This window comes from Weissella sp. LMG 11983 (assembly GCF_025908495.1).
Lineage (GTDB): Bacteria > Bacillota > Bacilli > Lactobacillales > Lactobacillaceae > Weissella > Weissella fermenti.
Window position 1 is genome coordinate 1802227 of sequence record NZ_JAOZFD010000001.1, and the last position, 26866, is coordinate 1829092.

The window sequence follows — 26866 nt, forward strand, 5'->3', positions numbered from 1 at the left end:
ACTATCTGGCGTTTTTTTGATATGTCTTAAAAAGTGTATTGGTAAATAATTTTTGAACTGTCGTCGGGTAATATTTCTTCAAAAACAATGCTTTTGACGCTTAAAGCAAACGGCTGCCAAGTATCTGATAAATTAAAGACAATTTGTCTTATTTCATCAGCGCTTAGGTCTCTACCGATAGTCACATGTGGTGTGTAAGGGATGTCTAGACGTTGTTTATCGGCGAATTCGGGGATTTCATATAACTTGTCATGTAAGGCTTTAATGGCGGAGTTATCGTTTTTTAAAATGGCGAGTATGTTGTGATACTCTAAATCACCTTGAAAATGGGAAACGATGGGTGTGAAATTTTCTAGGTAAGTTCCATATTTGTTGATTTCAGAAATAATCGCATCGATAGTGTCGGACGTAATATGTTGCGGAAAAACCAGTGTTACGTGCGGAGGAACTTTGCTATATAGAGGATCGAATTGCTTCCTCAATTGATTCAGAGCTTGGTCGTCATGAAAGGTAAGCATAATTGAAATATTCATCTGGTATTCTCCTTTTTAGAGTTAGAATCAAATGATAATTTAATTAGATATTAATTGTAACGCCAGAATGACAAAAAAGGGGGACACGAATGGCAAAATTTCATCGGGCTTTTGGTGTATATGGCATATTGATTATGCAACAACAACTGGTTGTCGTAAAAAAGAAAGACGGACCATACAAATATCGCTATGATTTACCTGGGGAAGCTTAGAACCTGGAGAGTTTCTTCAGAATGCACTTATACGAGAAGTAGCGGAGGAAACTGGACTGCATGTGCGCGATGCTTCGCAGGTTGGAGTTACCAGCTTTACGTATCCTTGGATATTTGAGGATTTTGACTGGAATCAGCATATCGTCGTTCTTTATGAGGTTACGACGTTTGAAGGTGAATTGTCTGAGAAGTTCCCCAATTTTCCGGTCAAGATTTATTCGGTGCTGAACTTATTAGCGTAGACGCTGTTTCAAACTTAAATTCATCACCGATTGTTGTGCAAGCGGTTGAATATCTAAAAAATGGGGTGTTTTCAACTAAAGAGACCAGGTTCGATTATTGGGATGTGTTAAGTCAAGAAGAAGCGCCATTTTAACGAAAATCAGCCCATTAATGGCTGCCACGCCAGATAGTTACTATCTGGCGTTTTTTTGTGCGGTTGCGTAAAATGAAATTGGATAGATGGGGGATGAATCATGGATCGAATTACAGAACAAAAGCGACAAGCTGGCGAATATGCAGCTTCGTTAATCACGGATGGCATGATAGTTGGTCTGGGGACTGGCTCGACCGTTAAGTTCTTCATTGAAAAATTAGCGGAGCGTATCAATCGGGAAGGATTGGATATTGTTGGAGTGACAACATCACGTCAAACGTCATCATTGGCCAAAGGTTGGGGAATCAAACTTAAGTCAGTTGACGAGGTGCCAGCAATCGATTTAACCATCGACGGGGCTGATGAGGTTGACACCAATCTGGATGGTATCAAAGGTGGTGGCGCCGCATTGCTCTTTGAAAAGATTGTTGCGCTAAATTCCAAGCGCAATATCTGGATTGTTGATCAAAGTAAGTATCACGACAAATTAGGTCAATTCCCATTACCGGTTGAAGTGGTGCCATACGGTAGTCACCAACTCTTGAAGCGCTTTGAAGCGGCTGATATGGCGCCAACATTCCGTCGTTTGCCAGATGGGCAACGTTTGACAACGGACGCCGGCAATTACATCATCGATTTACATTTAGCAGTCATTGAGCACCCACAAGCGCTGGCTTATTATCTGGAACAGACTATTGGTGTCGTAGAACACGGCCTATTTTTGAATGTGGCGGATGCAGTGATTATTGGTGGTGAAAAGTTAGTGGTCATCGAACGTGAAAACATTGAAAATCACTGATTATCCACATAATTTTCAAATTCACAAAATAGCGTATGGTATAATAATGAGCAATAGTAGTAAGTTCGGGGACTTATTAAAAGGAGAATTAAAACTTATGACTTGGCAAGAAAATTACCAAATTTGGGCAGACCGTACTGATTTGCCACAAAACTTGCAAGATGATATGAAGAAGTTGGCAGCTGATGAAAAGGCTGCTGAAGATGCATTCTACCAACCACTTTCATTTGGAACGGCTGGTATGCGTGGTCTTTTGGGTGCTGGAATCAACCGTATGAATATCTTTACGGTTCGTCAAGCGACTGAAGGTTTGGCACGTTTGATGGATTTATTGGACGACGCTGTTAAGGGACGAGGTGTTGCGATTTCTTACGATTTACGTCACTTCTCATCAGAATTCGCTATCGAATCTGCTAAGGTTTTGGGAGCGCACGGCATCAAGGCTTATGTCTTCGAGACGTTGCGTCCAACGCCTGAGTTGTCATTCACGGTTCGCCACTTGAACGCCTACGCAGGTATCATGATTACGGCGTCACACAACCCTAAGGAATACAACGGTTACAAGATTTACGGTGAAGATGGTGGTCAAATGCCGCCTAAGGAATCAGACATCATCACGGCCTCAATTCGTGAAGCTGACATGTTTGAAGTGCCAGTTAAGGATGAAGCTGAGTTGGTCGAAGCTGGTTTGTTGGTTAAGATTGGCAAGGATGTCGACGACGCATACTTGGCTGAAGTGAAGACGGTGACGGTTAACCAAGAGTTGATCGACACGGTTGGTAAGGACATGAAGTTGGTGTACTCACCATTGCACGGAACGGGTGCTTTGATTGCTGGCCAAGCATTGAAGAACGCTGGTTTTGAAAACGTGACGATTGTGCCTGAACAAGCTGAGCCAAATGGTGACTTCCCAACGGTTAAGTTGCCAAACCCTGAAGATCCAGAAGCTTTGGCAATGGGAATTGCTTTTGCTAAGGAACAAGGTGCTGACGTCGTTATCGCGGTTGACCCAGATGCTGACCGTATGGGAACGGCGGTTCGCCAACCATCAGGTGAGTACCAATTGTTGACGGGTAACCAAATCGGTGCCGTTTTGTTGAACTACTTGTTGACGGCCAAGAAGGCTGCTGGTACTTTGCCAGCTAACGGTGCTTTGGTTAAGTCAATCGTGTCATCAGAATTCGCAGCTGATATCGCTAAGAGCTTCGGTGTTGAGACGATTAACGTTTTGACTGGATTCAAGTACATTGCCGAGCAAATCCAACACTTCGAAGACACGAACGAGCACACATTCTTGTTTGGATTTGAAGAGTCATACGGTTACTTGGTAAAGTCATTTGCCCGCGACAAGGACTCAGTTCAAGCAACTGTTTTGTTGGCCGAAGTGGCAGCATACTACAAGTCATTGGGTAAGACGTTGTACGACGGTTTGCAAGAATTGTTCGAGCAATACGGTTACTTCGTTGAAAACACGAAGTCATTGACGTTTGCTGGTATCGATGGTGCCGACAAGATTGCATCATTGATGAACAAGTTCCGTGCTGAGACGCCTGCTGAATTTGGTGGTGTTAAGGTTGCCAAGGTTGAAGACTTCTCATTGCAAACTGAGACGGACACAGCTACGGGTGCCGTAACGTCAATGACGTTGCCAAAGGCAAACGTGGTGAAGTACTGGTTGGCTGACGGTTCATGGGTAGCCGTTCGCCCTTCAGGAACTGAGCCAAAGATTAAGTTCTACGTTGGAACAAAGGGTGCTACGGCGCAAGCTGCTGACGAAGAGTTGGCTGCTATCCAAGCAACGATTGCAACTTATGTAGACTAATAATAATGATTGACCGCTACAACTCATCGGGTTGTGGCGGTCTTTTTCATAGTGACCGTTATTTCATCATGATATGATAACGGTATATATAAGAGATGAGGTGACGGCTGATGACGATGAAAGCAGCTAAGAAGTTAGCCGACGGTATGCGCGGTGGTAAAAAACTAATTTTCACTGAACAAGCATTCGATGACTATCAATATTTTTTGACGCAAGATCCAAAGACAACGAAAAAGATAAACAAGCTTCTAAAGTAAGTCTTCCGCACGCCGTTTGAAGGGACAGGTAAGCCTGAACTGCAAGCAGGCCTTGATGGTGGTTGGTCACGACGCATTGATAGCGCGAACCGCATGATTTATTTCCCTGAAAGTAATGGGGATGTGACGATTGCCCAACTTCGCTACCACTACATGAAGTCAATGACGTCTTGAGGAGATATTGAAAATGGAAGAATTAATTGAACGCCTAGAAAATATCGCCCAAAAGATGGTCGATGATGGTCGTTTGTTCGGGGCGACAGTTGGCGTGGTGAATTTCAAGAACCAAAAAGAAATCGCCTCAGTTGGACAAGTCGGCACGGGTGAATTTGCAGACGATATTTTGTCAGTGAACCACATTTATGACTTAGCGAGTTTGACCAAGCTCTATACGACAATGCGTTATTTGCAATTATTCAAGGCAGGGACGGTAACGCCCGAAACGACGGTACAATCAATTTTGCCGGCTTTTGGCAACGCTGAGATTACGCTTGGTCAATTGCTTTGGCACAATTCTGGTTTGCCAAGTAGCGTGCGCAAGGTGTCTAAATTGACGCGTGAGATGCTCGAAGAAGATTTGATGATTGGCGACACAATCAACGAACCTGGTACAGTGACGAAGTATTCTGATGTCGGCTTCATGGTGTTGGGTAAGGTATTGGAAGCGCTTGATGACATGCCGCTGGCGTTGGATGTGACGGCGAATGTGTTGGCACCTAAGAATTTGGCTAACTCGGGCTATCGCGTGGCTGACAAGGGCCGTTTTGATGCGCCACTTGATCGTTTCGTACCAACCGAGGACGTGCCATTCCGTGGGGGTGTCTTGCAAGGTGAGGTCGATGATTTCAAGGCGCACTTGCTGGGCGGTGCTGGTGGACACGCCGGCATGTTTGCGACAGCTGAAGATGCCTTGTCATTCGTACACGAGTGGTTGATGCCGGATGAAGATTTGCCGGCTGATATGCACGCTTATCTGAAGGACAACCAAGCCGGAATTCGCACGTTTGGTTGGCACTACTGGACATACGGTGGTGAAGATAATCCGGTTGTGGTCACGGATTGGTTGTACCAAACGGGTTTCACTGGCACGATTATGGCGGTGAATTACCGCACAATGCAGGGGATGGTCGTTTTGACGAACCGTGTGCACCCAACGCGTAATAACACGAGCTGGCTAAAAGACCGCTACGAATTTACCCAAACTTTTTTTGCCCAAATTTGATTTACCTGATATACCAACTTATTTCTGGTAAAATGAAATTAGCATTAAAATATGTTATTAAAACAAATTAATAGGGGGCAACATACATGACAATTATCATTATTATCGCAGTTGTAGTCGTGATTGGTTTGATTTGGATCAGCATCTACAACGGCTTGGTTAAGGCGCGTATGCACACACAAGAGGCTTGGAGCCAAATTGATGTGCAATTGAAGCGTCGTAACGATTTGATTCCGAACTTGTTGGAAACGGTTAAGGGTTATGCCAAGTTCGAACAAGGTACGCTGGAGAAGGTTGTGTCATTGCGTAATGCTTTGACGCAGGTGCCATCTGGTACCACCAACAAGCCATGGAAATTTCTGACCAATTGACGACGAGCTTGAAGTCAGTCTTTGCCGTTGCGGAAGCTTACCCAGACTTGAAGGCATCAGCCCAATACAACAAGTTGATGGATGAGTTGACGAACACGGAAAACAAGATTGCATACTCACGTCAATTGTTCAACACAACGACGGCGAACTACAACGCCAAGTTGCAAACTTTCCCAACGAACATCATCGCTGGGATTCACCACTTCCAACCAAGCGAATTCTTGGAGACACCTGAAGAAGAGAAGCAGGTTGTTAAGGTATCATTTGACGATCAAGGAATGTAATCGAGGTTTAAACGCAGATGTTATTTGACCAAATTGCCAAAAACAAGCGTAAAACAGTGATGCTTTTCTTTGGATTCTTCCTATTCATGGGGGTTGTCGGTGCAGCATTGGGAACTTTCTTGATGAATGGTCACTGGCAACAAGGAATCGTGATTGCCTTCGTGGTCGGATTGGTTTATACGGTTTATATGGTTGGACAATCGACCGACGTTGTCATGTCAATGAACCATGCACGTGAAATCAAGAGCGCTGATGAGGCGCCTGATTTGTGGCACATCGTTGAAGACATGGCGATGGTGGCGCAAGTGCCGATGCCACGTGTCTTTATCATCAATGATCCGAGTCCGAATGCGTTTGCGACGGGAAACAATCCAGAACACGCAGCGGTTGCAGCCACTACGGGTATCTTGCAACGTTTGAACCGTGAAGAACTTGAGGGTGTTATGGCCCACGAGATGACCCACGTACGTAACTACGACATCCGTTTGCAAACGATTGCTGTAGCGATGACGTCAGCGATTGCGTTGTTGGCGAACCTAGGAACGCACTTCTGGTACTTCGGTGGTAACCGTAGTCGTGATCGCGAAGGTGGCGGTAACGCAATCGGCATGATTGTGTCATTGCTTGTGTTGATGTTGGCGCCGTTGGCAGCCACGTTGGTGCAATTGGCGATTTCACGTAACCGTGAGTATTTAGCCGACGCTGGCGCAGTTGAATTGACGCGTAATCCACAAGGGCTAATTAACGCCTTAACGAAGATTTCACAAAGTGAACCGATGTCAGAAGCCAACGTTTCACCAGAAAGTTCAGCATTGTATATCGCGAACCCATTAAAGGGAGATAAGATGGCAAACTTGTTTGCTACGCACCCACCAATGGAAAAGCGTATCGAAGCTTTACGCAATATGTAAAACACAACACCCACGTCGTGCAAAACTGCATGGCGCGGGTGTTTTCGTTAAAACTCTCACGGGCATCTCATGAAACTTACAATTTACATGTGTTACAATGGACAAGTAACATGGTCGTCGAAAAGGCCAACAAAAGGAGATTAAGATGAAAAAGAAAGCGCCAGTGGTGAAGAACCAAGAATTTGACGCAACGGTCATCGATCTAACGTACGAAGGTAACGGAGTCGTTAAGGTTGATGATTTCCCAATTTTCGTCCCAAATGCTGTTCCGGGTGAAGAAATCCGTGTCGGCATTACGAAGGTTGCTGGAACGTACGCATTCGGACGTGTTGTGAAGACGTTGAAGGAATCAGAGGACCGCAACAAGGATGTTGACGTAGCAACGTTGACGACAGGAATTGCCCCTTTGGCTCACTTGAAGTACGATGCACAATTGCGTTTCAAGCAAAACCAAATCCAAGAATTGTTCAAGAAGCAACACGTTGATGTTGAAGTTTCTGAGACACTTGGTATGGAGAACCCAACTGGGTACCGTAACAAGGCGCAAATTCCTACGCGTGAATTGCGTGGTGAATTGACGACTGGATTCTTCCGTCGTGGTTCACACAACTTGATGCCAATTGAGGATTTCTACATTCAGGATCCTGAAATTGACAAGGCTATCGTGGTTATTCGTGATATTTTGCGTAAGTACCACATTCCAGCCTACAACGAATTTGAGCACACTGGTGTTATCCGTAACATCATGGTGCGTCGCGGTTACTACAGCCACGAAATGATGGTTGTTTTGGTAACGCGTTCAAAGAAGTTGCCAGGTGCAGAGATGATTGTTGAAGAAATTCGCGAAGCTTTGCCTGAAGTGAAGTCAATCATCCAAAACGTTAACCAAGAAAAGACAAACGTTATCTTGGGCGAGAAGAACAACACCCTTTGGGGAAAGAATGTCATCACTGACACGTTGTTCGGTAAGAAGTTTGCCATCGGACCAAACTCATTCTACCAAGTTAACCCACAAACGACGGAAACGTTGTACCAATTGGCTGCTGACAAGGCTGGCTTGAACGGTGATGAAGAAGTTATCGACGCTTACTCAGGTATCGGAACGATTTCATTGACGATTGCTGACCGTGTTAAGTCAGTTTTGGGTGTCGAAATCGTGCCAGGTGCCGTTGACGACGCTAAGCGTAACGCCGACATCAACGGTGTGACGAATGCCAAGTTCGAATTGGGTAAGGCCGAAGAGAAGATGGTTGAATGGCACGATGCTGGTATGCGCCCAGACGTTATCTTCGTTGATCCTCCTCGTAAGGGATTGACGCCAGAATTGATCGACGCCGCAACTGGCATGGAACCAGAAAAGTTCGTGTACATTAGCTGCAACCCTGCAACGTTGGCACGTGACACGGTTCAAATTTTGGAGAACGGTTACCACATTGAGGGACCTGTTCAACCAATCGACCAATTCCCACAAACGACGCACATTGAGTCAATCACTGTGTTCGTTAAGGACTAATATTTAAAAAAGCAAATCGATAACCCGAAGAAGCTCACCGACAGTCTAACTGTTTGGTGGGCTTTTTTGGTAGCGCAATGTATAATGAATGTATTATTGAAAGCGCTTTAAGGAAACGAGGGATATGGAAATGACACTAAAGTTAGGTGTAATCGGTACAAATTGGATTACCAAGATGCTGGTTGAGGCCGCACATGAATGTAATGAATATGAACTAGCAGCCGTATACTCACGCCGTGCTGAAACGGGGGCAGCTTTTGCCGCTGATTTCGGGGATGTCCCTGTGTTTACTGACTTGGCTGATTTTTACAACAGTGGGATTGAAGTTGTTTACATTGCTTCACCAAACAGCTTGCACTATGACCAAGTTGTACAAGCAATTGAGCATGAGTTACACGTGATTGTTGAAAAGTCAGCCTTCTCAAACACGAAGGAATATGAAGCGGTATACTCATTGCTTCGTGAACATCCGAATGTGCGCTTGTTTGAGGCAGCACGCCACATTCACCAACCAACTTTTAAGGCGATTGCCAAGAAGGTCTCAGAAATGGACCACATTTCTGGTGCGACGTTGGTTTATGAAAAGTACTCATCACGATTTGATGACTATCTAGCAGGAAAGGAGCCTAATGTGTTGACGCGCGAGTTTAGTGCCGGTGCGTTGACCGACTTGGCTGTTTATCCGCTTTATGCAGCAATCGCGTTGTTTGGTATGCCAAAGGAAAGCCACTATTATGCAACACCATTGCGTAATGGGGCCGATGGTCGTGGTATTGCCATTTTGCGTTATGCCGACTTTGATGTGACTGTCCAATTTGGAAAGGGTGCCAACAGCTACCTACAATCAGAAATTTTGGGAATGCGCGATACAATCGTCATCGATAGTATTGCTGAGTTGCATGAGGTGACTTACAGGGACGGTCGTGGCAATGACACTGATTTGACAACGGATGTTCCTGGTAACCCAATGGTTGCTGAAATGAACGTCTTTGCGAAGATTATCAATGATCCAGTTGATAATGATGCAGAATACCGTCAATTGTTGACGTTGAGCCAACGCGTCAACATCGTGATGACGAATTTGCGTCACGATGCCGGCATTGTTTTCCCAGCCGACAAGTAAAATGAACGAATGATAAGCGTCGCACGTTTTGTGGGGCGCTTTTCTGTTACAATTAGAAAGACAATGAAAGAAATTGAATGAGGATAGAAAATGGATACTCGTTTTGAAGAACGATTGGCGAGCGTTGGGTTTACCACGCTAACGCCAATTCAAGAAGCCGTAGCTGAACCGTTGGCTGCCGGTGAATCAATCGACGCCTTGGCACCAACTGGAACTGGAAAGACATTGGCCTTTACGTGGCCATTGTTGCCAACGTTGGTACCGGGGGATGGTGAGCAATTGCTAATCTTGGCACCATCACAAGAATTGGCCATGCAAACGACACGTGTTGTACGTGAATGGGCAACTTTGGTGGACTTGAAGGTTTTGGCTTTGACAGGTGGTGCGAACGTGAAGCGCCAACTAGACACCTTGAAGAAGCACCCAGAAGTGATTGTGGGAACGCCAGGTCGTGTCGCTGAATTGGTCGACAACGGTAAGTTGAAGTTGAAGCGTTTGCGCACGTTGCTATTGGACGAAGCGGACGAATTGTTGACGGAAGACACTGCTAAGCAAATTGACGGTGTTTGGGACGCGATTGACGACCCTGACGTACAAGTTGCCTTGTTTGGCGCAACTGAAGTTGACACGACAATTGCAGCTTGTTTGTTCGATCGTGACTTTACGCGTATTGATCAACGTAATGTGCCAATCCCAACGGCAATTGCCCACGAATTTTGGCCAACAGCCCGCGAGCAACGTAACAAGCGTTTGCGTCAATTAGCAGCCCGCAAGAACTTCCAAGCTATTGTGTTCTTTAACACAACCAAGCAATTGAAGGTGATGGCTAGTTTCTTGGCGCACGAACACGTGGCGATGGCAACATTGGTCCGTGGTGACTCAAGTTCAACCCGTGCCAAGTCATTGGAAAACTTCCGTAAGGGAACGGCTAAGTTCTTGTTGACGACGGATGTGGCTGCGCGCGGCTTGGATATTCCTGACTTGCCAGCTGTGATTAACTTTGATTTGCCACGCAATGGTGAAACTTATACGCACCGTGCCGGTCGCACCGGTCGTATGGGGAAGCATGGATTGGTGATTTCATTTGGAAATGATCACGACTTGCGTGATTTGCGCCGATTGGTGGCCGTTGATATTCAATTGGTCAACGGTGCCAGTCAAGCAACGAAGCCAACTTCATTCTCAGGTTCAGCTGGTCACACAGTAGAACCAGGGGCAAACAAAGAAGTAGCTGACAAGCCACGTCCAGTTGCCAAGGTTCGTAAGGTGCAAAAGAAGAAGACTGAAGAAGTCGTTGCTCGTACAGATCGCTTCGCAAAAGAGAAAAAAGCTAAGCGTAAGCACAGCAAAAACAAGGGTAAGCCAAAGCGTAAAAACGGCGAAAACTAGGCATTTAGACCGCTATTCCGGAAATAGCGGTCTTTCTTTTTGCACTTAGTTTGTGAAAATAAATTGTTATTTAGTTCACATAGAGCGGGGTATGTGTTACTATAAATAAGGATAGAGAGTTCACAAACGGTTTTTTGTTTGTGAAATAGCATGAAAATAAAACTTTTTAGAAAATGAGGTAGGTTGACATGGCAGAACATGACATCCCCCGCGCGACCGCTAAGCGTTTGCCAATTTATTACCGTTACTTGAAGCTTTTGTTGGATGCGGGTACGACTCGCGTTTCATCAAACGAATTGTCTGATGCCGTAAAGTTTGACGCTGCGACGATTCGTCGTGATTTCTCATACTTTGGTGCATTGGGAAAGCGTGGTTACGGTTACGACGTTAAGGCATTGATGACGTTCTTCGGTGAAATCTTGAACCAAGATACATTGGCATCAGTTGCCCTTGTCGGGGTTGGTAACTTGGGACAAGCTTTGTTGAACTTTAACTTCCACCAAAGCTCAAACGCCCGCATCTCTGCAGCTTTTGATATCAACGAAGACATCGTGAACACGATCCAAGCTGGTGTTCCTGTATACGGCATGGATGATTTGGAGAAGCAAATTTCTGATCAACGTATCGACGTAGCGATTTTGACGGTGCCAGCACCAGTTGCCCAAGAATTGGCTAACCGTTTGGCCAAGGCTGGTGTCCACGGAATCTTGAACTTCACGCCATTGCGTTTGGATGTGCCAAGTGATGTCCGCGTGCAAAACGTTGATTTGACGAACGAATTGCAAACGTTGTTGTACTTTATCAACAATTTTGGCGCTTCAGAGGCTGAATAATGACATGATAAGCTACCCAATATTGGGTGGCTTTTTATTTCATTTTGAAACATGATAACGCTTACTTTGTGGAAGTTGTTTTGGTAGAATAATACATGTTAAGTAGTTCATGCTTAACGTTTCTCATATGTTATAAACGTTATTATTGTCTAAGACCTCTAAAATGATAACGCCGCAAATGGGCGTGCTTAACCACCACGGCTGTTTGTAAAATGGGCCTCGATATATTCATATCGGAGGCCTATTTTTTTATTAATTTGGTGGTACGATATCAGTAAATTAACAGGGGTGACGTTGATATGGGTGAAAAGAAAAAGAAGAAAAAATTTGCTTGGTTCAAATGGCTAGTTGTACTTTTGATTTTGCTAATTTCGCTAGGTTTGATTTTTCATAATGAGATTGCCAACTACAGTTTGAAGTCATTCGAACCACAAGTGACAAAGCAGTCGATCAAGGCAGGCGAGAAGGAGAAGAAGCGAGCAAACTACAATTGGCAGAAGGTGGGTGCTTTGACCGCACAGCAGGTCCTACAAGCACGCTTGAATTCAGATAAGATTAATTTTATCGGGTTTGTCGCCGTGCCTGAGGTGGGCATTTCAGTGCCAATTTCAAACGGCACAACTGATTTGAACTTGTCACTAGGTGCCGGGACGATGTTTCCTGATGAAGTGATGGGAGAAGGCAATTACGCGTTGGCATCCCACTTTATTCCGGGTGACTCAGGTCGTGATTTGTTGTTCTCACCACTTTACTACAAGGGGAAAGTGGGCCAGGCCATTTATCTGACTGATATGAACACCGTTTATCGTTATAAAGCAGTCGATTTCAAGGTGATTCAGCCAACCGATGTCGATTGGGTATACCCAGTTGAAGGTAAGAAGTTGGTCACGCTGATTACGTGTGATTACACGGCGGAACGTGGGCGTATTATGATGCGTGGTGAGCTGCAAGATGTGAAGAGCTGGGCTGACACGCCAAAGCACATCCAGAAGGCGTTCACGACGGATAACCGTTGGATTAAGTAAAGACATGCAAAAAGCCATTGGCCCGCATCCGTGGGGCCAATGGCTTTTGTTGTTAGTTGTTAATGTAGATAAAATCAGCAGCGTGTTGGGTAATCTGGATTTCGTTTCGTCCGTCCGTCAAAACAAGCGGTCCATCGAATGGCAAACGCTCCTTGATTGTCCACGTGCTACCAAGGGTTACACCAACTGTCTCTACATATTGGAGCAACTCTAAGTCTTCCGTAAAGCTATTAAGCGTGACGGTTTCGCCATCATTTGCTTCACGTAACGTGCGCAACTTATCTGGTTCGTAATTGTAATTTGCGTCCGGAATGAGCAAACCATGAGGTGAATATTTTGGATAATCCAAAAACTTCTCAAGGGCGTTAACAAATTCATCGTCGGCATCGTGATCCAAGTTGTCAGCGTTAAAGTGTGCTTCAGAAATTGAAAGGCCAAGCTTAGTTGCCCCGAATGTTTCAATCAAACGGTGTGAACGAATCAAACGAAGGGCAGTTTGACGACCAGGTTCCGTCAGCGTAACGCCGTAATAAGGCACCACATCAACTTCGCCGGCTTCTTGCAATTTCGCTAACATGTTTGAAACTGAAGAAGGCGTGACGTTCAAGTGATCAGCGATTTGATTGTTTGAAATCTTGCTGTCGTCATCACCACCGCTTAGCTCTAAAATCGTTTGCAGATACTGCGTCTTTGATACGGATTCGCTCATAATGAAATTCCTTTTTACGATTAATTTGTTTAGTGCATTAATTATAACATGATGTCGTGGATATAAAAGTTAAGTCCTTTAAAAAACATAAAGGTGATTTGCCGAAAAATAAAATTCAGGATATGCTTAGTTTGTTGATAGCGCACTGGTGGTATCGCCGCCAGGTTTGAAGTTTTGGAGGCAGACATGCACGGACAGGAGTTTCACCAAAAAAACAAGCTACACGGGGAACAAAAGCTGTGGGCACTATTAGATAGTGCTCGCGAAATCCCGCAGCAAACCGCATTATTCGTTTATTCAGCCGTTAAGCAATCTGGCTACGGTAAGCGACAAGTATTCGTTGGACGCGTTTATGACAGTTGTGTCTATCATATTGGTTGTGACACAATCGAAAACGCGTTCAAGCTAAAGTTCAGTACACCTGATGAGCGCAATAAGTTCGCCAACTCATTTGAGGCAGCTTGTGTCGAACACGGGCTAGCTGTTCATCAAAGTTTTTAAGTCACACAAAAAGAGGATCCGACTGGTGTCGAATCCTCTTTATTTAATTACTTCATCATTAGGCGTGACTTCATTTGCTCAAGAACGGGGTGGTTCAAGAAGAAATAAAGGATAATCGCTTGAATTGGTAGGAAGATGATTTGCTTCACACCACGTACCCAAAGGAGTGATGTGATTGCGTGTGGATCAGCCATACCACCCATAATTACAATCCATAGCGTGTTCATAATAGCATTTACAATAACCAAAACTAGAACAACCGTGATGATAACGCGGGCCCAGCTGATGTGCTCGCGGTTATAGAATGAGAAGCCGTAGATGGCAGCCCCAACTAAAGCTGACAGGGCGAATCCCCAGAAATAGCTGTAACCATTAATCATCGTTGAAATAAAATCGTTGAAGAATGCAACAATCATTCCCCAGTAAGGGCCGTACCACTTGGCAATCAACCCAACAACGATGAACGTGAAACCAACCTTAACGGAAGCTGGTCCAAACGTAAAACGGCCGATGACGATTTCCAACGCCATCAAAATTCCTAGTAATGCCAACTGCGTCGTGCGCAAACGTGGCAATGCGTAACTTAATGTCTTCATATCGAAAACACCTCCTAATTTTATTTGGAGGGTTTCACCTATTACAGTGAATGTGATAATGATATCGCGAACGTACCAGTCCTTCGTCTGTGGCCCACATTCCGTTTCCACAGCACTTAACGCATCAAAATCTACCCTGCATTTCTGTTACGAGTTCTATTGTAGAACAACTTGGCCGAAAGGGATATAAAAAGTTATTAAATCGACCAAAGTAAAATGTTTAACAACGAAAGAAAAATGATAAAACGTTTTATCGTTCGGAAAATACGAACAATATTAGTTGATAGAGGCAACTGATTTGCGAATTGTGGGCTAATTTGTGAACATAAGTCGCGAAAAGGGGCTGTAAAACCTTTCAAAAGTTGGTAAAATGTTTACATAGTATTTAACCCGGAAAGAGATTAATCATGATAACAATTAAGGTACCTGCAACATTAGGCAATTTTGGACCTGGGGTCGCGTCGCTAGGCATGGCGCTAGACCTTTCATTAACGGTCGAAATCATTGAAGCAAGCAATGTTTGGGTGGTTGAACACAATCTAGGGGATACGATTCCTTATGATGAGACGAATTACATTGTGGCGGTTGCCAAGAAGTTGTATCCGAATATTACGCCACATGTACTACGCGTGACGTCAGATATTCCGTTGCGCCAAGGCTTGGGGTCATCGACGGCGGCACTTTTGGCAGCGATCGAGTTGGCGAACCAACTGGGCGAACTCGGTCTAGATGACTACACAAAGCTGACGTTGGCCGCTCGTACGGAAGGACAACCAGCGAATGTCACTGCGGCGTTGCTTGGTGGTGTGACAGCTAGCTACTTAAACGACGGTAACGTTTTCGCTAGTGGGGTGGTCGCGCCTGAATATCAAGCGGTAATATATTTACCTGATTATCAACGCACAGACAAGGCTGACAAGCCAACCGAAATCACGCTAGCAGATGCAACCGGAACGGCAGCTGCCGGTAATATGTTGTTGGCAGCCTGGCAGTCACAACAATTGGTATTGGCTGGGCAATTGTTGGAAACCGATAATATCCAACGGGCAGTGATTAATGACGTGCCAGAGTTGGGCGCGATTCGCCAAGCATCACATGCACTTGATGTCTACGGATCAGTGGTTGCAGGTGATGGACCAGCGGTGGTGACGTTGGTTGCACCAAACCAAACCCAAGATTTGTTAGATGTGCTGGCTTATTTGGATTTGCCAGGTGAATTTAAAGTGGTTGATATTGCAGGAACTGGGTTAACAGTGTTTTAAGAAGGAGAAGGAATAATGGGGAAGGCTTCAATCCGTGACGTTGCTAATTTGGCGGGGGTTTCAATTGCAACTGTGTCACAAGTACTGAATGGCAAGGGAGAACGATTCTCAGACGCCACGAAACAAAAGGTGTTGGCTGCACGTGACGAGGTTGGTTACGTGCCAAACGCCAGTGCCCGTAGCTTGAAGCGTGGGACAACGACGATGATTGGCGTGATTGTGCCAAGTTTGCGCAATCCATATTTTGGTGACATTGTGCAACGTATGCAAGAGGTGTTGCCAGAAAATGTGTCATTGCAAATCATGACGGCAGAAACCAGCACGGCTGATCAAACAGTTGAAACATTGGTAGCTGCGGGAGCACAAGGCTTGGTTGTAGCAAGTCAATTGTCTAATCCACCAGCCGTTGCGCGTAGCTTGCGTCGCCGTGGCATTGCCATGGTCGTGCTTGAAAACCACGATGAATTGGAAGATGCGGATGCTGTTTATGCATCAGATACGCAAGGTGGTCGTAAGGCAGCAGAACACTTGATTGCATTGGGCCACAAGCACGTGGTGTTGTTGGGTAATCAGGTTTATACGGATAACTTGCAATACCGTACCGCTAGTTTCAAGGAAACGATGGCCGAAGCTGGTGTGAAGGTTAGCGAAGTGGCCACACGTAATTTGACGAAGCACGCTGGTCGTGCGGCCGCGATGGCAGTCTCAGTCACGCATGCGACAGCTGCTTTTGCGTTGAATGATGAGCTAGCAATTGGTGTGATTTCGGGATTGAATGCAATCGGAATTAAGGTGCCAGAACAAATGTCAGTCATCGGTTATGACGACACTGATTATGCGGAGTTCTTCCGTCCAGCGTTGACGACGATTGAGCAACCGGTCTGGGATATCGCCAAGGCCGCCTTGGATTTAGTGCTTAAGCGGATTGCAGAATCGGACGCACCACGCCAAGTTTCAGCGTTCGATGCAAACTTAGTTGTGCGCGAGTCGACTGCACCATTAGCTTAATTATGGTAAGCTAGTACCTTGAGGAGGTGCGCCATGACAATTTTGTTTAAGCGAACACGCGATTTAATAGCGAATCCGACCGGAGTAACCGACCATAAGGCAGCAATGTCAGCAGCTTTGATAGGGCAAGTTGAGACATTGATGGCTGATGGTTGGTTACCTAAGTCTTTGGCAGCATATGTTGAGGCCGTTGCGAAGGCACCTGAGCTAAACGATGCGACGATGATGGACGTATTGGAAGCCAAGTGGTTTGAAGCACACAGAGTGGGATCAGCGCTCTTTACAGAAATGTTAGTAGCCGGTTTCCACCGTGGTAGCGCGCCAGCAACTGACCGTTTGGGGATGTTGTACAATGTTTTGGGGTTATATCTAGATGAAACCAACTTTGTGCAAATGACACATTTGGGTCTTTGGGATGATCGTGAAGCAACGCCTAACTTATACTACCTACAAATTAACGATGAAGATGAACTACAAGCCTATTGGCAGTTTGTTAACCGTGTTGCCTACTTGATGCGATTGAAGTACCGTGCTTGGAACGGTATTCGCTCACGTTATGCAACCAGTCGATTGTTGACGGCGACGTTTGACAACCAACTGCGTTACTATCTTGGCAAGCCAGTGTCTGATTTTGTGCGTGCCCAAGGCTGGACGCGTGCGATGTATGAGGCAAAGGTCCTTGAAGAGATGGGTCACGAGGTGCTACACCCTGGTGTTAGTCTGCACAATCGTGGCGTAGCGGACCAATCAAATGTGAAGGTGGTCACACCTGATTATCACGTTGAATTGATCTTCGATTCAGCTGATCAGGTTGTGTCATTGTGGCAACCACTTGAAGCGCATCAAGTGATTGTTGCAGATGGGTCAGTACGTTTCGTGCAAGATCATACTGTTTACTCACTTGATGAGTTGCAGATGATTGCCAACACCGAGTCAGCTAACTATGCTGGCCAAGGTGGTGAAATCCACCAAGCGTTGGATGTTCGCCCAGCTGCCCGCAACGCAGGTCTAGAAGCAACGTTGCGTAATTACGCGAAGAATCAATTTTAATCACAAATAAAAGCCGAGAATCTGTTTTAAACAGGTTCTCGGCTTTTTGTTGTTATTTAGAAGACGGCGTCGTAGATAACGCGGACGGCGTCGTTGACTTGGCTGGCTTTCACACCAAGCATCAATGAAATTTGTGAGGCACCCTGGTTGATCATCGGCAACGTAATGCCGGCTTCAGACAAGGGTGTTGCGATTTCCGAGAAAGCTCCAACACGGTTTTGCATACCTTCGCCAACCACCATGATAATCGCAAAATCATCAATCCATTCTAGATGGTCCGGTGCGATTTCGGCTTGAATTTCAGCGCAAATGGCATCCTGAATTGGTTGGGTGAGCTGGGTCTTATCAAAGATAATCGTCATGTCATCGATACCTGATGGCATGTGCTCATAACTTACACCGTGGCGTGCCAAGATTTGCAGAATTCGAAGCGTGAAACCAACTTCCTTGTTAAGCAAGTAGCGGTGAAGGTACAAAGCAGCGAAACGGTCGTCGCTGGCAATGCCAGTGACTTTCGCTGGATTAGAAACTTGATCTACCGGCACAATCATCGTGCCAGGTGCATCTGGCTCGTTCGTGTTCTTCACGTTAATTGGTATATCCGCCTCGATAACTGGAATAATCGCTTCATCGTGGAAAACGGCGAAACCGGCGTAGGCGAGTTCTCGCATCTCGCGGTAGGTCATGGTTTCAATCGCAGCGGGTGCTTTGATGATGTGTGGATCAACGGCATAGATAGCTGAAACATCAGTGAAGTTTTCGTACATATCTGCGTGGAATCCACGGGCCAAAATGGCACCAGTAATATCAGAACCACCGCGACTGAATGTCGCCATTAAACCATCAGTGGTATAGGCAAGGAAACCAGGGACAACAATCAAGCCTTCACTAGGGAGTGTGAACGCAGCGATGCGGTCATAGCTATCTTCGTTCACACGTGCCGCCATAGGTGAGCCTGAGACGGTTAAGCCAAGGTCATGCGGTGACACAAATTGCGCCGGATGACCGAGCTCGCGGAGAACATATGCGACCAATTGTGCATTCAAATATTCACCATGCCCCATGAAAGCTGCATATAAGTAATCAAATGACGGGTAGTGAATGCGACTCAATTGCGCAAGTTGATCAGATAAGGATGATAGAATCTCATTTTCTTCTAATTCAAAATAAGTAACGATGTCACGGTAACGTTGTAAAATCTGCGTTTGAATATCGGTCGTGTCTTCGCCAACAATTGTCAGTTGCGCGTAGGTCTTTAATAAATCAGTGACTTTAATGTCTTCTTTGAAACGCTTACCTGGCGCTGATACAACAAGGATTTTACGGTCTGTATCGGCCAGCATAATATTTAAAACTTTTTCAAGTTGGGGTCCGTTCGCAAGGGAGGACCCGCCAAATTTTACAACTTTCATGATGAACTCCTTCAAATAATGGCTAATTGACGATAATTTAAAAAGAAAAGTTCTCAAAAGTCAACCCTTAACACTCCTAATCCTAAGGAGTATTCTAATCGTATCTTAATTATTGATAGAGGTTGCGACCAACAAGAGTAACTTAACCGAGCCGGCACCGGCAAGGACGTTAAGTGAAAGGGGCGGTCGCCGAAATGAATTAGCGCAACTAATTTGTTGGGACAACAGTTAAGAGCTGTTGGACTGTCGCTGGAAATCAGCGGAGAGCTATCGTAACAGTCTATTTGAATGCTTTTTCGAGCGATCAACTGACAGTGCGATAGTGCCGTCGGTTGATCGTTTTTGTTTGCCCGACGGACACTAAAGAAAAAAGAGGAAGGCATCATGGTAGTAGCAGTCACACGTCCGACACGTCTTAATATTTCGCAAGCAGCAGTCACGCACAATGTTCAACAGGTTCGTGAAAGTGCCCACGCAAGTTTCGTTTTTTTGGCAGTGAAGGCCAATGCTTATGGTTTTGGGTTGGTACCCATGAGTCAAGCGGCCTTAGCGGGTGGCGTTGATGGATTGGCTGTCGCAGTTTTGGATGAAGGATTGGCATTACGCCAAGCAGGTATCACCGCACCAATCTTGGTGTTGGGGATTACGTTGCCACAATATGCGAAGTTGTTGGCCGATAACCAAGTGATGGCAACGGTCGGTTCGCTTGCTTGGTTAGAAACGGCAGCCGAATACTTGAGTCCGGATGGTCCACGCCTGCAAGTAAATTTGGCGGTAGATACCGGTATGGGGCGCATCGGCTTCCGTGAACGGGCGACGTTGGAAACGGCAATTACCTATTTGAAGGCCCATGATGACATTTTTGATTATCAAAGCATCATGACGCATTTCTCTGAAGCAGATTCGACAGAGGAAGATTACTTCCATCAACAATTGCACTGCTGGCATGAGTTGACGGATGGCCTGCCAATGCCACCTTTGGTTCATCTCGCTAACTCAGGAGCCGCCATGTATCACGCTGACGAAATGCCCACGGATGTCATTCGGGCTGGTACGGTGGTGTACGGCGTTGAACCATCGCTTGGTGAACTTCGTGATGATGATTATTTGGAGCCGGTGATGACACTTGAAACGGAGTTGGTCTTCGTCAAGCGTTGCCACAAGGGCGAAGGTGTGAGCTACGGTCACACGTACTACACCGAAGAAGGCGAGTGGATTGGCACAGTGCCGGTTGGTTACGGTGACGGTCTACCACGTAAGATGCAAGGATTTGAAGTGATTGTGAATGGCGAGCATCGTCCAATTGTTGGGAAGCTAGCCATGGATCAGATGATGATTTCATTGCCTGGTGAATTACCAATTGGGACGACCGTTACGATTATCGGTCGCCAAGGTGATGTTGAAAACCGCCTTGAAGATGTCGCTGATTATGTGGGATTGGCACCTTGGGAAATTTCAACTGGCTTACAAGAACGCATTTATCGTCAAATTACAGATTAGTAGGGGAAAAAGATGACAACACCATATGAAACGAATGCTGCCGGCCATTTGACGGTTGGCGGTGTAGAAGCAAACGAATTAGCAGAACGATTTGGCACACCTTTGTATGCCTACGATGTGTCAGCAATGCGCCAACAGATGCGTGACTTCAAGCGCGTCTTTACAGAGCGCCAGGTCGATTACGCCGTCTCATACGCATCAAAGGCTTTCGCAACAGTTGCAATGTATGAGGTCGCTGCCCAAGAAGGGATGCACATTGATGTTGTGTCGGGTGGTGAGATTTACACGGCGCTCGAAGCGAACTTTCCAATGAGCGATGTTTCTTTTAATGGTAATAACAAGTCTGAAGAAGAACTTGTGATGGCAATCGAAAACAACCTGGGCACGATTATTGTTGATAACTTCTTTGAACTGCATTTGCTTCATGATTTGTTGGCTGAACGTGACCGTGTGCAAAACATCCTATTGCGTATTACGCCAGGTGTTGAGGCGCACACGCACGATTACATTTCAACGGGTCAAACGGATAGTAAGTTTGGCTTTGATGTGAATAGTGGCCAAGCGCAAGCAGCATTGCAAGAAGCATTAGCTGATCCGCACTTCAATGTGTTGGGTGTTCACGCACACATCGGGTCACAAATCTTCGATGTGACTGGTTTCCAAATGGCAGCCACAAAGTTGGTTGATCTGGTCCATGAATGGGGCTTCAATCCGCAGGTTATTAACACCGGTGGTGGTTTCGGCATTCGCTATACCGAAGATGACGAACCGATTCCAGCATCTGATTTCGTAGCAGCAATTATCGATACGATTGCTGAAAAGACGACTGAATATGGGATGCCAATGCCAGCCGTTTGGATTGAACCAGGTCGTTCAATTGTTGGTCCAGCAGGTGTGAGTTTGTACACGATTGGCTCACGTAAAGATGTGCCAGGCATTCGTTCATACCTGTCTGTTGATGGTGGAATGGGTGATAATATTCGTCCTGCTTTGTACCAAGCCAAGTACGAAGCGGTGTTGGTTAACCAACCAGATGCACCAACTGAAGAAGTCGTTCGTGTTGCTGGTAAGTACTGTGAATCAGGGGATGTGCTGGTTTGGGAGCAGGCGTTGCCAAAGACGAAGGCTGGGGATGTCCTCGCCGTTCTGGCAACCGGGGCATATGGTTACTCGATGGCATCCAACTATAACCGCAACCCACGTGCCGCTGTTGTCTTTGTTGAAAACGGTGAAGCAAAGGTGGTTGTTGAACGTGAAAGCTACCAAGATATCGTGCGACTAGATCGCCACTACTTATAGGAAGAAAGAGGTCATAGCATGGCAGAATTAGACGCACAATCAATCATTAATTTCATTGCAACTGCACCCAAGCAAACACCAGCGCGGGTGACGTTAGCGGGCGACTTGGCCGATATCGTTTGGCCAGAAACGGTCCAAGCATTTATTGAAACGCGCACGGGAACTGTTATTGGTGACTATAACGAAATTGCGCCAGTATTGGTGGAACATGCCGGCCAAATCACTAACCAACACGTGGAATTGTTGGCTCGCAACTCTGGTGTGCCGTTGCTTAATTACGATGGTGTGCCAGCCCGTATTGAACCGGGTGCCGTTATTCGTGATCAAGTCGAAATTGGCGCGAACGCCGTCATTATGATGGGAGCCATTATTAACATCGGCGCTGAGATTGGACCTGGTACGATGATTGATATGGGTGCTGTACTCGGCGGCCGTGCCATTGTTGGGGCGCACAGTCACGTTGGTGCAGGTGCCGTACTGGCTGGGGTGGTTGAACCAGCTTCAGCACAACCGGTGCGTATTGGCGATAACGTGTTGATTGGTGCGAATGCGGTTGTGATTGAAGGGGTTCAAGTAGGTGACAACGCGGTGGTTGCGGCTGGTGCGATTGTCACGAAGGACGTCCCTGCGAACACAGTGGTAGCTGGGGTGCCAGCGCGCGTCATCAAGGAAATTGACGCCCAAACGAGTGCGAAGACAGCGATCGTTGATGCGTTGCGTAATTTGGATTAATGAAACAGGGGAAGCATATGGCGACACTAGATTTAATCAAAATTCGACGTGATTTGCATCAAATCCCCGAACTAGCCTTACACGAAACGCCAACGCATGCGTATTTGAAAACCGTTATCGAAACATTCAAAACGGATTTCATGACGATTCGTGAGATACCTGAGGTACCAACGGCTTTGTTGGTGCGCTTAGCTGGTACGAATCCGACTCGCACCATTGGGTATCGCGCCGATATCGACGCCTTGCCAATTACTGAAGCAACCGGATTGCCGTTCGCTTCGACAAATGACGGTGTGATGCATGCCTGCGGACACGATATGCATATGACGGTTGGGCTTGGTGTGCTGGCATACTTTGCCACGCATCAACCGAAAGATAATTTACTTTTCTTCTTCCAACCGGCTGAAGAGTCAGATTATGGTGGACGACGAGTCTATGAAACAGGTGCCTTTACGGGAGACTGGCGCCCTGATGAATTCTACGGCTTGCATGATCATCCCGGCCTACCAGCTGGTCAAATTGCGAGTCACATGGGCACGCTGTTTGCTGGGACAACGGAAATTCACGTCACGTTTACTGGTCGTGGCGGGCACGCCGCATTTCCACATCAAGCGACCGACGCGATTGTGGCAGGGGCAGCGTTTGTATCGGCGATTCAGACAATTGTGTCACGTAATGTTGATCCAGTTCGCGGTGGCGTCGTGACGATAGGGACGTTCCATGCCGGGACGATTGGTAACGTGATTGCTGAAACGGCGCACTTGGATGGCACAATTAGAGCGTTCCGCCAAACAGACATTGAAATGATGCAACAACGCGTGCGCGACATCGTTGCCGGCATCGAAACGACGTATGGTGTGACTGCGGATTTGTCCTTAATCCAAGGTGGCTATCTACCGGTTGAAAATGATCCGACCACAACACAATTATTCATTGATTATATGGCCAACGCACCTGACGTTGATTACACGGACATTGCCCCAGCTATGACCGGAGAAGATTTTGGTTATTTGTTACACCAAATTCCAGGGACGATGTTCTGGCTTGGTGTCGATGATGTATCGCATAGTTTACATGAAGCGGGGTTATCACCAAATGAAGCGGCAATTCAGCCGGGCGTGGATGCAATAACGGGTTACTTAACATGGCGCATGGCGCAATAGGGGAAGAGTGATGTACGAAAATATTGAATTAATTACCGCAATTATTACGCCATTTACGGCGAATGACCAAATTGATTATGTGGCATTAGACCGACTAGCAGATCGGTTGATGCATGATGGAACCCAAGGATTTGTCATTGGGGGCACGACTGGTGAATCACCAACGGTAACGCATGACGAAAAAATTGCGTTGTATACGCATTTCGCAGCGCACATCGGCGACCGCGGTGTAGTTGTTGCTAATGTTGGTGACAACAACACGGCACATTCTGTGGTGTTGGCTAAGGAAGTGAGTGCCATTCCTTGTGTCGATGGCTTGTTGGCGGTGACGCCTTATTACAATAAGCCAAGTCAGGCGGGGATGATTGCCCACTTTACGGCGATTGCTGACGCATCAAGCGTGCCGGTAATGCTGTATAACATTCCGGGGCGCTCAGCGGTGGGACTAACGAATGACTCTGTCGTAACGTTGGCCCAACATCCAATGATTAATGCGGTTAAGCAAGTAACTACGATTGATGATTTGGCATTCTTGGTTGGTCACACACCAGCTGATTTTGCAGTTTACACTGGGGAGGATGCCCAAACGTTGGCGGCCAAGGCGGTCGGCGCAACGGGAACGATTTCAGTGGCTGCTCACGTATATAGTCGCGAAATGGCGGACTTGTTTGTGGCGGTTGCGGACGGTAATATCGAAACAGCAGGACGCTTGCAACATTGGTTAACGCCACGAATGAACGCGTTCTTCCGCTACCCATCCCCAGCGCCAGTCAAAGCAGTATTGGCACAACGTGGCGAAATCGAAAACACGACACGTTTGCCAATTTTGCCATTAACGGACGCTGAATTGGCGGATGTGCAAGCGACACTCAATGAAAAGGACGATTAAACATGACAACGGTTTTATTAGCCGGTGGCTTTGGTAAAATGGGGCTGGAAATCCAGTCGCTCATTGCTGAACAACCAGATTTAGAATTAGTGGGAATTCTTTCAGCAACGCTTCATGAAAGTCCCATTTCCGTGTATACTGAACTGGACGAGATCGACACGCCAGCCGATGTTTGGGTGGATGTGACGCAACCTGAATCAGCCTTTGATAATGCGACTTATGCGTTGTCTCATGGTTATGATTTGGTTGTTGGTACCAGTGGGTTGTCCGCTGAAGACGTGACGCAATTGGGACACCTGGCACAGAAGTATAATCGTCATGCGATTATTGTGCCAAACTTCTCATTGTCGGCTGTTTTGCTGATGCAATTTGCTGAGCAGGCAGCCAAGTATATGTCGGATGCTGAAATTATCGAAATTCACAATCCGCATAAGTTGGATGCACCATCTGGCACGGCCAAAGCGACGGCTGCAAAAATTGCGGCAGCCCGTGAAGCTTAACCAGTGGCACAACGCCAACATGATGCGGCCCGTGGTGAAGTCATTGATAATGTGCCCGTGCACGCCGTTCGTTTGCCAGGCTACGTTGCCGAAGAAGAAGTCATCTTTGGTGCGCCAGGTGAAACGCTACGTTTGAAGCACATCATTTACACGCACATCATTTATGGGGGGCGTTGCGTTAGCTATTCGTCAGGTTCATCAAATCGATGGGCTGGTAGTCGGTCTAGAACACCTATTGTAATTGTTGCCCAAGTCCAGCGAGGCTTAAGAAAAAAGAATGGCCGGAGAGCCAAAGGAGACTGAAATGCCAGAAGTAAATCCAGCCCTTGCAAACCGTTATAACAAGGAGCTTGCCAAGATTTTGCCATCACCAATCCGTGTGATTGATCAAAAGTTTTCAGCCATTGATGGCATCATCAAGTTGACGCTAGGTGAGCCTGATTTTGCGGTGCCTGAGCACATTAAGGCGGCTACGAAGGCCGCTATTGATGCTGATGATTCACACTACGCCGCACCACATGGTCACTTGAGCTTGCGTGAAGCAATTTCTGATTACTTGGTGGAGCGTTTTGATGCACCACGCTACAACCCAAATGGTGAAGTTGTCGTGACGGTTGGTGCCTCAGAAGCATTGTTTGCAACGATGAATGGCTTGTTGAACGCGGGGGAGAAGATTATTATCCCAACGCCAACATTCCCAATGTATGAAGCGATTGCTGACATTATCGGTCTTGATGTTGTGGGCATTAACACGGCACCTGATTTTGTGTTGACGCCAGAAAAGTTGGAAGCAACGCTGGCTGAAAACCCAGATGCCACGGCTATCTTGTTCAACTACCCATCAAACCCAACTGGCGTGACGTACTCAGCTGATCAAATTGAGGCAATCGCCGCAATTCTAAAGGCTCACAACATGTTGGTCTTCTCAGATGAGATTTACGCTGAGTTGGTTTACGATGGTGAGCACGTTTCAATGGCATCATTGCTACCAGATCAAACGATTTTGATTAGCGGATTGTCAAAGTCTCACGCTATGACAGGCTACCGTATTGGGTATGTGGCTGGTCCAGCTACGTTGATGGCTCACGTCGGCAAGATGCACCAATTCTTGGTCACGACGGCACCTGGTCCAATGATGGCAGCTGCTGAAGAGGCGTTGCGTAATGGTCGTCAAGACGCCATTGATATGCGTGATACGTATAAGCAACGCCGTGATTTGGTCATGGCTGGCTTGGCGGAAGCTGGCTTTACGGCCGCACAACCAGGTGGTGCCTTCTATATCTTTGCCAAGATTCCAGCGACGTTGAACACGAACGACATGGAATTTGTCATTGATTTGGCAGAAACGGTGAAGCTAGGTATCGCACCAGGTTCAATTTTTGGTGCCGGTGGCGAAGGCTACGTACGTTTGTCATACGCAGCCTCAACTGAAGACCTAACGGAAGCCGTTAACCGTTTGAAGCAATACGTTGCTTTGAAGGGCTAACATAAAATGAGAACAATTTAATTTTTGGAAGCACAACCGGTCAATTTCGGCTTGTGCTTTTAATGTACCCAAAATTCGGGGTTTTATTA

Annotated in this window: 26 protein-coding genes, 3 pseudogenes and 2 riboswitches; of the genes and pseudogenes, 25 read left to right on the forward strand and 4 right to left on the reverse strand. The window is 46.4% G+C overall.

Features of this window, described 5'->3' with window-relative positions:
- Window positions 1-26: 26 nt before the first annotated feature.
- Entirely contained in the window at window positions 27-533 is a 507-nt protein-coding gene (locus OIT45_RS09030; protein WP_199403733.1) for a 2'-5' RNA ligase family protein, read from the reverse strand.
- An 89-nt stretch (window positions 534-622) separates the two neighbouring features.
- Here OIT45_RS09030 and OIT45_RS09035 point away from each other — a divergent pair, with 89 nt between their 5' ends.
- From OIT45_RS09035 to OIT45_RS09095, 14 genes and pseudogenes are all read left to right on the forward strand, one after another.
- Window positions 623-745 (forward strand): hypothetical protein, encoded by a 123-nt coding sequence (locus OIT45_RS09035; protein WP_264330126.1) that lies wholly within the window; start codon window positions 623-625, stop codon window positions 743-745.
- A gap of 29 nt (window positions 746-774) precedes the next feature.
- A complete protein-coding gene (locus tag OIT45_RS09040; RefSeq protein WP_264340028.1) occupies window positions 775-987 on the forward strand; it encodes a hypothetical protein in 213 nt (70 codons plus the stop codon).
- A gap of 234 nt (window positions 988-1221) precedes the next feature.
- Window positions 1222-1920, forward strand: a complete 699-nt coding sequence (gene rpiA, locus OIT45_RS09045) for a ribose-5-phosphate isomerase RpiA (protein WP_199403732.1) — start codon at window positions 1222-1224, stop codon at window positions 1918-1920.
- Between the two features lie 97 nt (window positions 1921-2017).
- Window positions 2018-3742 carry a phospho-sugar mutase gene (locus OIT45_RS09050; RefSeq protein WP_264340005.1) on the forward strand — a complete coding sequence of 575 codons (1725 nt, stop codon included), beginning with the start codon at window positions 2018-2020 and terminating at the stop codon, window positions 3740-3742.
- Between the two features lie 110 nt (window positions 3743-3852).
- On the forward strand, window positions 3853-3999 hold the full coding sequence (locus OIT45_RS12555) for a type II toxin-antitoxin system YoeB family toxin (RefSeq protein WP_319606974.1): 147 nt from the start codon (window positions 3853-3855) through the stop codon (window positions 3997-3999).
- 15 nt (window positions 4000-4014) lie between these two features.
- Window positions 4015-4173 (forward strand): annotated as a pseudogene (locus tag OIT45_RS12560) (type II toxin-antitoxin system YoeB family toxin); the annotation flags it as partial.
- A 13-nt stretch (window positions 4174-4186) separates the two neighbouring features.
- Complete coding sequence (locus OIT45_RS09060; protein ID WP_199403730.1) at window positions 4187-5221, forward strand: serine hydrolase domain-containing protein; 1035 nt, start codon at window positions 4187-4189, stop codon at window positions 5219-5221.
- Between the two features lie 86 nt (window positions 5222-5307).
- Window positions 5308-5876, forward strand: a pseudogene (locus OIT45_RS09065) (LemA family protein).
- A gap of 17 nt (window positions 5877-5893) precedes the next feature.
- Window positions 5894-6787, forward strand: coding sequence for a zinc metalloprotease HtpX (gene htpX / locus OIT45_RS09070; RefSeq protein WP_003609812.1), 894 nt, complete (start codon window positions 5894-5896; stop codon window positions 6785-6787).
- 145 nt (window positions 6788-6932) lie between these two features.
- Window positions 6933-8300: a 23S rRNA (uracil(1939)-C(5))-methyltransferase RlmD gene (gene rlmD, locus OIT45_RS09075; protein WP_003609814.1), complete on the forward strand. Its 1368-nt coding sequence runs from the start codon at window positions 6933-6935 to the stop codon at window positions 8298-8300.
- A gap of 130 nt (window positions 8301-8430) precedes the next feature.
- Window positions 8431-9423 (forward strand): Gfo/Idh/MocA family protein, encoded by a 993-nt coding sequence (locus tag OIT45_RS09080; protein WP_199403729.1) that lies wholly within the window; start codon window positions 8431-8433, stop codon window positions 9421-9423.
- Between the two features lie 90 nt (window positions 9424-9513).
- Window positions 9514-10812 (forward strand): DEAD/DEAH box helicase, encoded by a 1299-nt coding sequence (locus OIT45_RS09085; protein WP_199403728.1) that lies wholly within the window; start codon window positions 9514-9516, stop codon window positions 10810-10812.
- A 188-nt stretch (window positions 10813-11000) separates the two neighbouring features.
- The gene (locus tag OIT45_RS09090; protein ID WP_135520006.1) at window positions 11001-11645 is read left to right on the forward strand and encodes a redox-sensing transcriptional repressor Rex; all 645 of its coding nucleotides are present in this window, start codon (window positions 11001-11003) and stop codon (window positions 11643-11645) included.
- 299 nt (window positions 11646-11944) lie between these two features.
- Complete coding sequence (locus OIT45_RS09095) at window positions 11945-12670, forward strand: class A sortase (RefSeq protein WP_199403727.1); 726 nt, start codon at window positions 11945-11947, stop codon at window positions 12668-12670.
- A gap of 52 nt (window positions 12671-12722) precedes the next feature.
- On the opposite strand, the gene OIT45_RS09100 is transcribed toward OIT45_RS09095, so the two are convergent.
- Window positions 12723-13379 (reverse strand): metal-dependent transcriptional regulator, encoded by a 657-nt coding sequence (locus OIT45_RS09100; protein ID WP_135520002.1) that lies wholly within the window; start codon window positions 13377-13379, stop codon window positions 12723-12725.
- Between the two features lie 186 nt (window positions 13380-13565).
- On the opposite strand from OIT45_RS09100, the gene OIT45_RS09105 reads away from it, so the two are divergent.
- Window positions 13566-13880, forward strand: a complete 315-nt coding sequence (locus tag OIT45_RS09105) for a hypothetical protein (protein WP_199403726.1) — start codon at window positions 13566-13568, stop codon at window positions 13878-13880.
- A gap of 47 nt (window positions 13881-13927) precedes the next feature.
- Here the strand turns inward: OIT45_RS09105 and OIT45_RS09110 are convergent, their stop codons facing one another.
- Window positions 13928-14476 (reverse strand): folate family ECF transporter S component, encoded by a 549-nt coding sequence (locus OIT45_RS09110; protein WP_199403725.1) that lies wholly within the window; start codon window positions 14474-14476, stop codon window positions 13928-13930.
- A gap of 42 nt (window positions 14477-14518) precedes the next feature.
- Window positions 14519-14617: riboswitch (THF riboswitch) on the reverse strand.
- A 266-nt stretch (window positions 14618-14883) separates the two neighbouring features.
- Between OIT45_RS09110 and OIT45_RS09115 the strand changes: the two genes are divergently transcribed.
- The 3 genes from OIT45_RS09115 to OIT45_RS09125 are packed head-to-tail and all read left to right on the forward strand — an operon-like array spanning window position 14884 to window position 17796.
- Entirely contained in the window at window positions 14884-15738 is an 855-nt protein-coding gene (locus tag OIT45_RS09115) for a homoserine kinase (protein WP_199403724.1), read from the forward strand.
- A 15-nt stretch (window positions 15739-15753) separates the two neighbouring features.
- Window positions 15754-16746 (forward strand): ribose utilization transcriptional repressor RbsR, encoded by a 993-nt coding sequence (gene rbsR, locus OIT45_RS09120; RefSeq protein WP_264330128.1) that lies wholly within the window; start codon window positions 15754-15756, stop codon window positions 16744-16746.
- Between the two features lie 33 nt (window positions 16747-16779).
- Entirely contained in the window at window positions 16780-17796 is a 1017-nt protein-coding gene (locus tag OIT45_RS09125; protein WP_199403722.1) for a DUF3114 domain-containing protein, read from the forward strand.
- Between the two features lie 56 nt (window positions 17797-17852).
- Here OIT45_RS09125 and OIT45_RS09130 read toward each other — a convergent pair whose 3' ends face one another.
- The gene (locus OIT45_RS09130) at window positions 17853-19208 is read right to left on the reverse strand and encodes an aspartate kinase (protein ID WP_199403721.1); all 1356 of its coding nucleotides are present in this window, start codon (window positions 19206-19208) and stop codon (window positions 17853-17855) included.
- A gap of 108 nt (window positions 19209-19316) precedes the next feature.
- Window positions 19317-19486, forward strand: a riboswitch (Lysine riboswitch).
- Between the two features lie 106 nt (window positions 19487-19592).
- Here OIT45_RS09130 and alr point away from each other — a divergent pair.
- The 7 genes and pseudogenes from alr to OIT45_RS09165 all read left to right on the forward strand — a co-directional run bounded on the left by alr (window position 19593) and on the right by OIT45_RS09165 (window position 26777).
- The gene (alr, locus tag OIT45_RS09135; RefSeq protein WP_199403720.1) at window positions 19593-20708 is read left to right on the forward strand and encodes an alanine racemase; all 1116 of its coding nucleotides are present in this window, start codon (window positions 19593-19595) and stop codon (window positions 20706-20708) included.
- 12 nt (window positions 20709-20720) lie between these two features.
- Window positions 20721-22007 (forward strand): diaminopimelate decarboxylase, encoded by a 1287-nt coding sequence (lysA, locus tag OIT45_RS09140; protein ID WP_199403719.1) that lies wholly within the window; start codon window positions 20721-20723, stop codon window positions 22005-22007.
- 18 nt (window positions 22008-22025) lie between these two features.
- Complete coding sequence (gene dapD, locus OIT45_RS09145) at window positions 22026-22739, forward strand: 2,3,4,5-tetrahydropyridine-2,6-dicarboxylate N-acetyltransferase (protein WP_199403718.1); 714 nt, start codon at window positions 22026-22028, stop codon at window positions 22737-22739.
- A 17-nt stretch (window positions 22740-22756) separates the two neighbouring features.
- Window positions 22757-23902, forward strand: a complete 1146-nt coding sequence (locus OIT45_RS09150) for an N-acetyldiaminopimelate deacetylase (protein WP_199403717.1) — start codon at window positions 22757-22759, stop codon at window positions 23900-23902.
- 10 nt (window positions 23903-23912) lie between these two features.
- On the forward strand, window positions 23913-24791 hold the full coding sequence (gene dapA, locus OIT45_RS09155; protein ID WP_199403716.1) for a 4-hydroxy-tetrahydrodipicolinate synthase: 879 nt from the start codon (window positions 23913-23915) through the stop codon (window positions 24789-24791).
- 2 nt (window positions 24792-24793) lie between these two features.
- A pseudogene (dapB, locus tag OIT45_RS09160) lies at window positions 24794-25532 on the forward strand (4-hydroxy-tetrahydrodipicolinate reductase).
- A gap of 63 nt (window positions 25533-25595) precedes the next feature.
- Window positions 25596-26777, forward strand: coding sequence for an aminotransferase class I/II-fold pyridoxal phosphate-dependent enzyme (locus OIT45_RS09165; RefSeq protein WP_199403715.1), 1182 nt, complete (start codon window positions 25596-25598; stop codon window positions 26775-26777).
- Window positions 26778-26866 lie beyond the last annotated feature (89 nt).

Excerpts from the sequence above, each read along its gene's own strand:
- OIT45_RS09030 (WP_199403733.1), bottom strand. The coding sequence starts at position 533 with ATGAATATTTCAATTATGCTTACCTTTCATGACGACCAAGCTCTGAAT.
- OIT45_RS09035 (WP_264330126.1), top strand. The coding sequence starts at position 623 with ATGGCAAAATTTCATCGGGCTTTTGGTGTATATGGCATATTGATTATG.
- rpiA (WP_199403732.1), top strand. The coding sequence starts at position 1,222 with ATGGATCGAATTACAGAACAAAAGCGACAAGCTGGCGAATATGCAGCT.
- OIT45_RS09050 (WP_264340005.1), top strand. The coding sequence starts at position 2,018 with ATGACTTGGCAAGAAAATTACCAAATTTGGGCAGACCGTACTGATTTG.
- OIT45_RS12555 (WP_319606974.1), top strand. The coding sequence starts at position 3,853 with ATGACGATGAAAGCAGCTAAGAAGTTAGCCGACGGTATGCGCGGTGGT.
- OIT45_RS09060 (WP_199403730.1), top strand. The coding sequence starts at position 4,187 with ATGGAAGAATTAATTGAACGCCTAGAAAATATCGCCCAAAAGATGGTC.
- htpX (WP_003609812.1), top strand. The coding sequence starts at position 5,894 with ATGTTATTTGACCAAATTGCCAAAAACAAGCGTAAAACAGTGATGCTT.
- rlmD (WP_003609814.1), top strand. The coding sequence starts at position 6,933 with ATGAAAAAGAAAGCGCCAGTGGTGAAGAACCAAGAATTTGACGCAACG.
- OIT45_RS09080 (WP_199403729.1), top strand. The coding sequence starts at position 8,431 with ATGACACTAAAGTTAGGTGTAATCGGTACAAATTGGATTACCAAGATG.
- OIT45_RS09085 (WP_199403728.1), top strand. The coding sequence starts at position 9,514 with ATGGATACTCGTTTTGAAGAACGATTGGCGAGCGTTGGGTTTACCACG.
- OIT45_RS09090 (WP_135520006.1), top strand. The coding sequence starts at position 11,001 with ATGGCAGAACATGACATCCCCCGCGCGACCGCTAAGCGTTTGCCAATT.
- OIT45_RS09095 (WP_199403727.1), top strand. The coding sequence starts at position 11,945 with ATGGGTGAAAAGAAAAAGAAGAAAAAATTTGCTTGGTTCAAATGGCTA.
- OIT45_RS09100 (WP_135520002.1), bottom strand. The coding sequence starts at position 13,379 with ATGAGCGAATCCGTATCAAAGACGCAGTATCTGCAAACGATTTTAGAG.
- OIT45_RS09105 (WP_199403726.1), top strand. The coding sequence starts at position 13,566 with ATGCACGGACAGGAGTTTCACCAAAAAAACAAGCTACACGGGGAACAA.
- OIT45_RS09110 (WP_199403725.1), bottom strand. The coding sequence starts at position 14,476 with ATGAAGACATTAAGTTACGCATTGCCACGTTTGCGCACGACGCAGTTG.
- OIT45_RS09115 (WP_199403724.1), top strand. The coding sequence starts at position 14,884 with ATGATAACAATTAAGGTACCTGCAACATTAGGCAATTTTGGACCTGGG.
- rbsR (WP_264330128.1), top strand. The coding sequence starts at position 15,754 with ATGGGGAAGGCTTCAATCCGTGACGTTGCTAATTTGGCGGGGGTTTCA.
- OIT45_RS09125 (WP_199403722.1), top strand. The coding sequence starts at position 16,780 with ATGACAATTTTGTTTAAGCGAACACGCGATTTAATAGCGAATCCGACC.
- OIT45_RS09130 (WP_199403721.1), bottom strand. The coding sequence starts at position 19,208 with ATGAAAGTTGTAAAATTTGGCGGGTCCTCCCTTGCGAACGGACCCCAA.
- alr (WP_199403720.1), top strand. The coding sequence starts at position 19,593 with ATGGTAGTAGCAGTCACACGTCCGACACGTCTTAATATTTCGCAAGCA.
- lysA (WP_199403719.1), top strand. The coding sequence starts at position 20,721 with ATGACAACACCATATGAAACGAATGCTGCCGGCCATTTGACGGTTGGC.
- dapD (WP_199403718.1), top strand. The coding sequence starts at position 22,026 with ATGGCAGAATTAGACGCACAATCAATCATTAATTTCATTGCAACTGCA.
- OIT45_RS09150 (WP_199403717.1), top strand. The coding sequence starts at position 22,757 with ATGGCGACACTAGATTTAATCAAAATTCGACGTGATTTGCATCAAATC.
- dapA (WP_199403716.1), top strand. The coding sequence starts at position 23,913 with ATGTACGAAAATATTGAATTAATTACCGCAATTATTACGCCATTTACG.
- OIT45_RS09165 (WP_199403715.1), top strand. The coding sequence starts at position 25,596 with ATGCCAGAAGTAAATCCAGCCCTTGCAAACCGTTATAACAAGGAGCTT.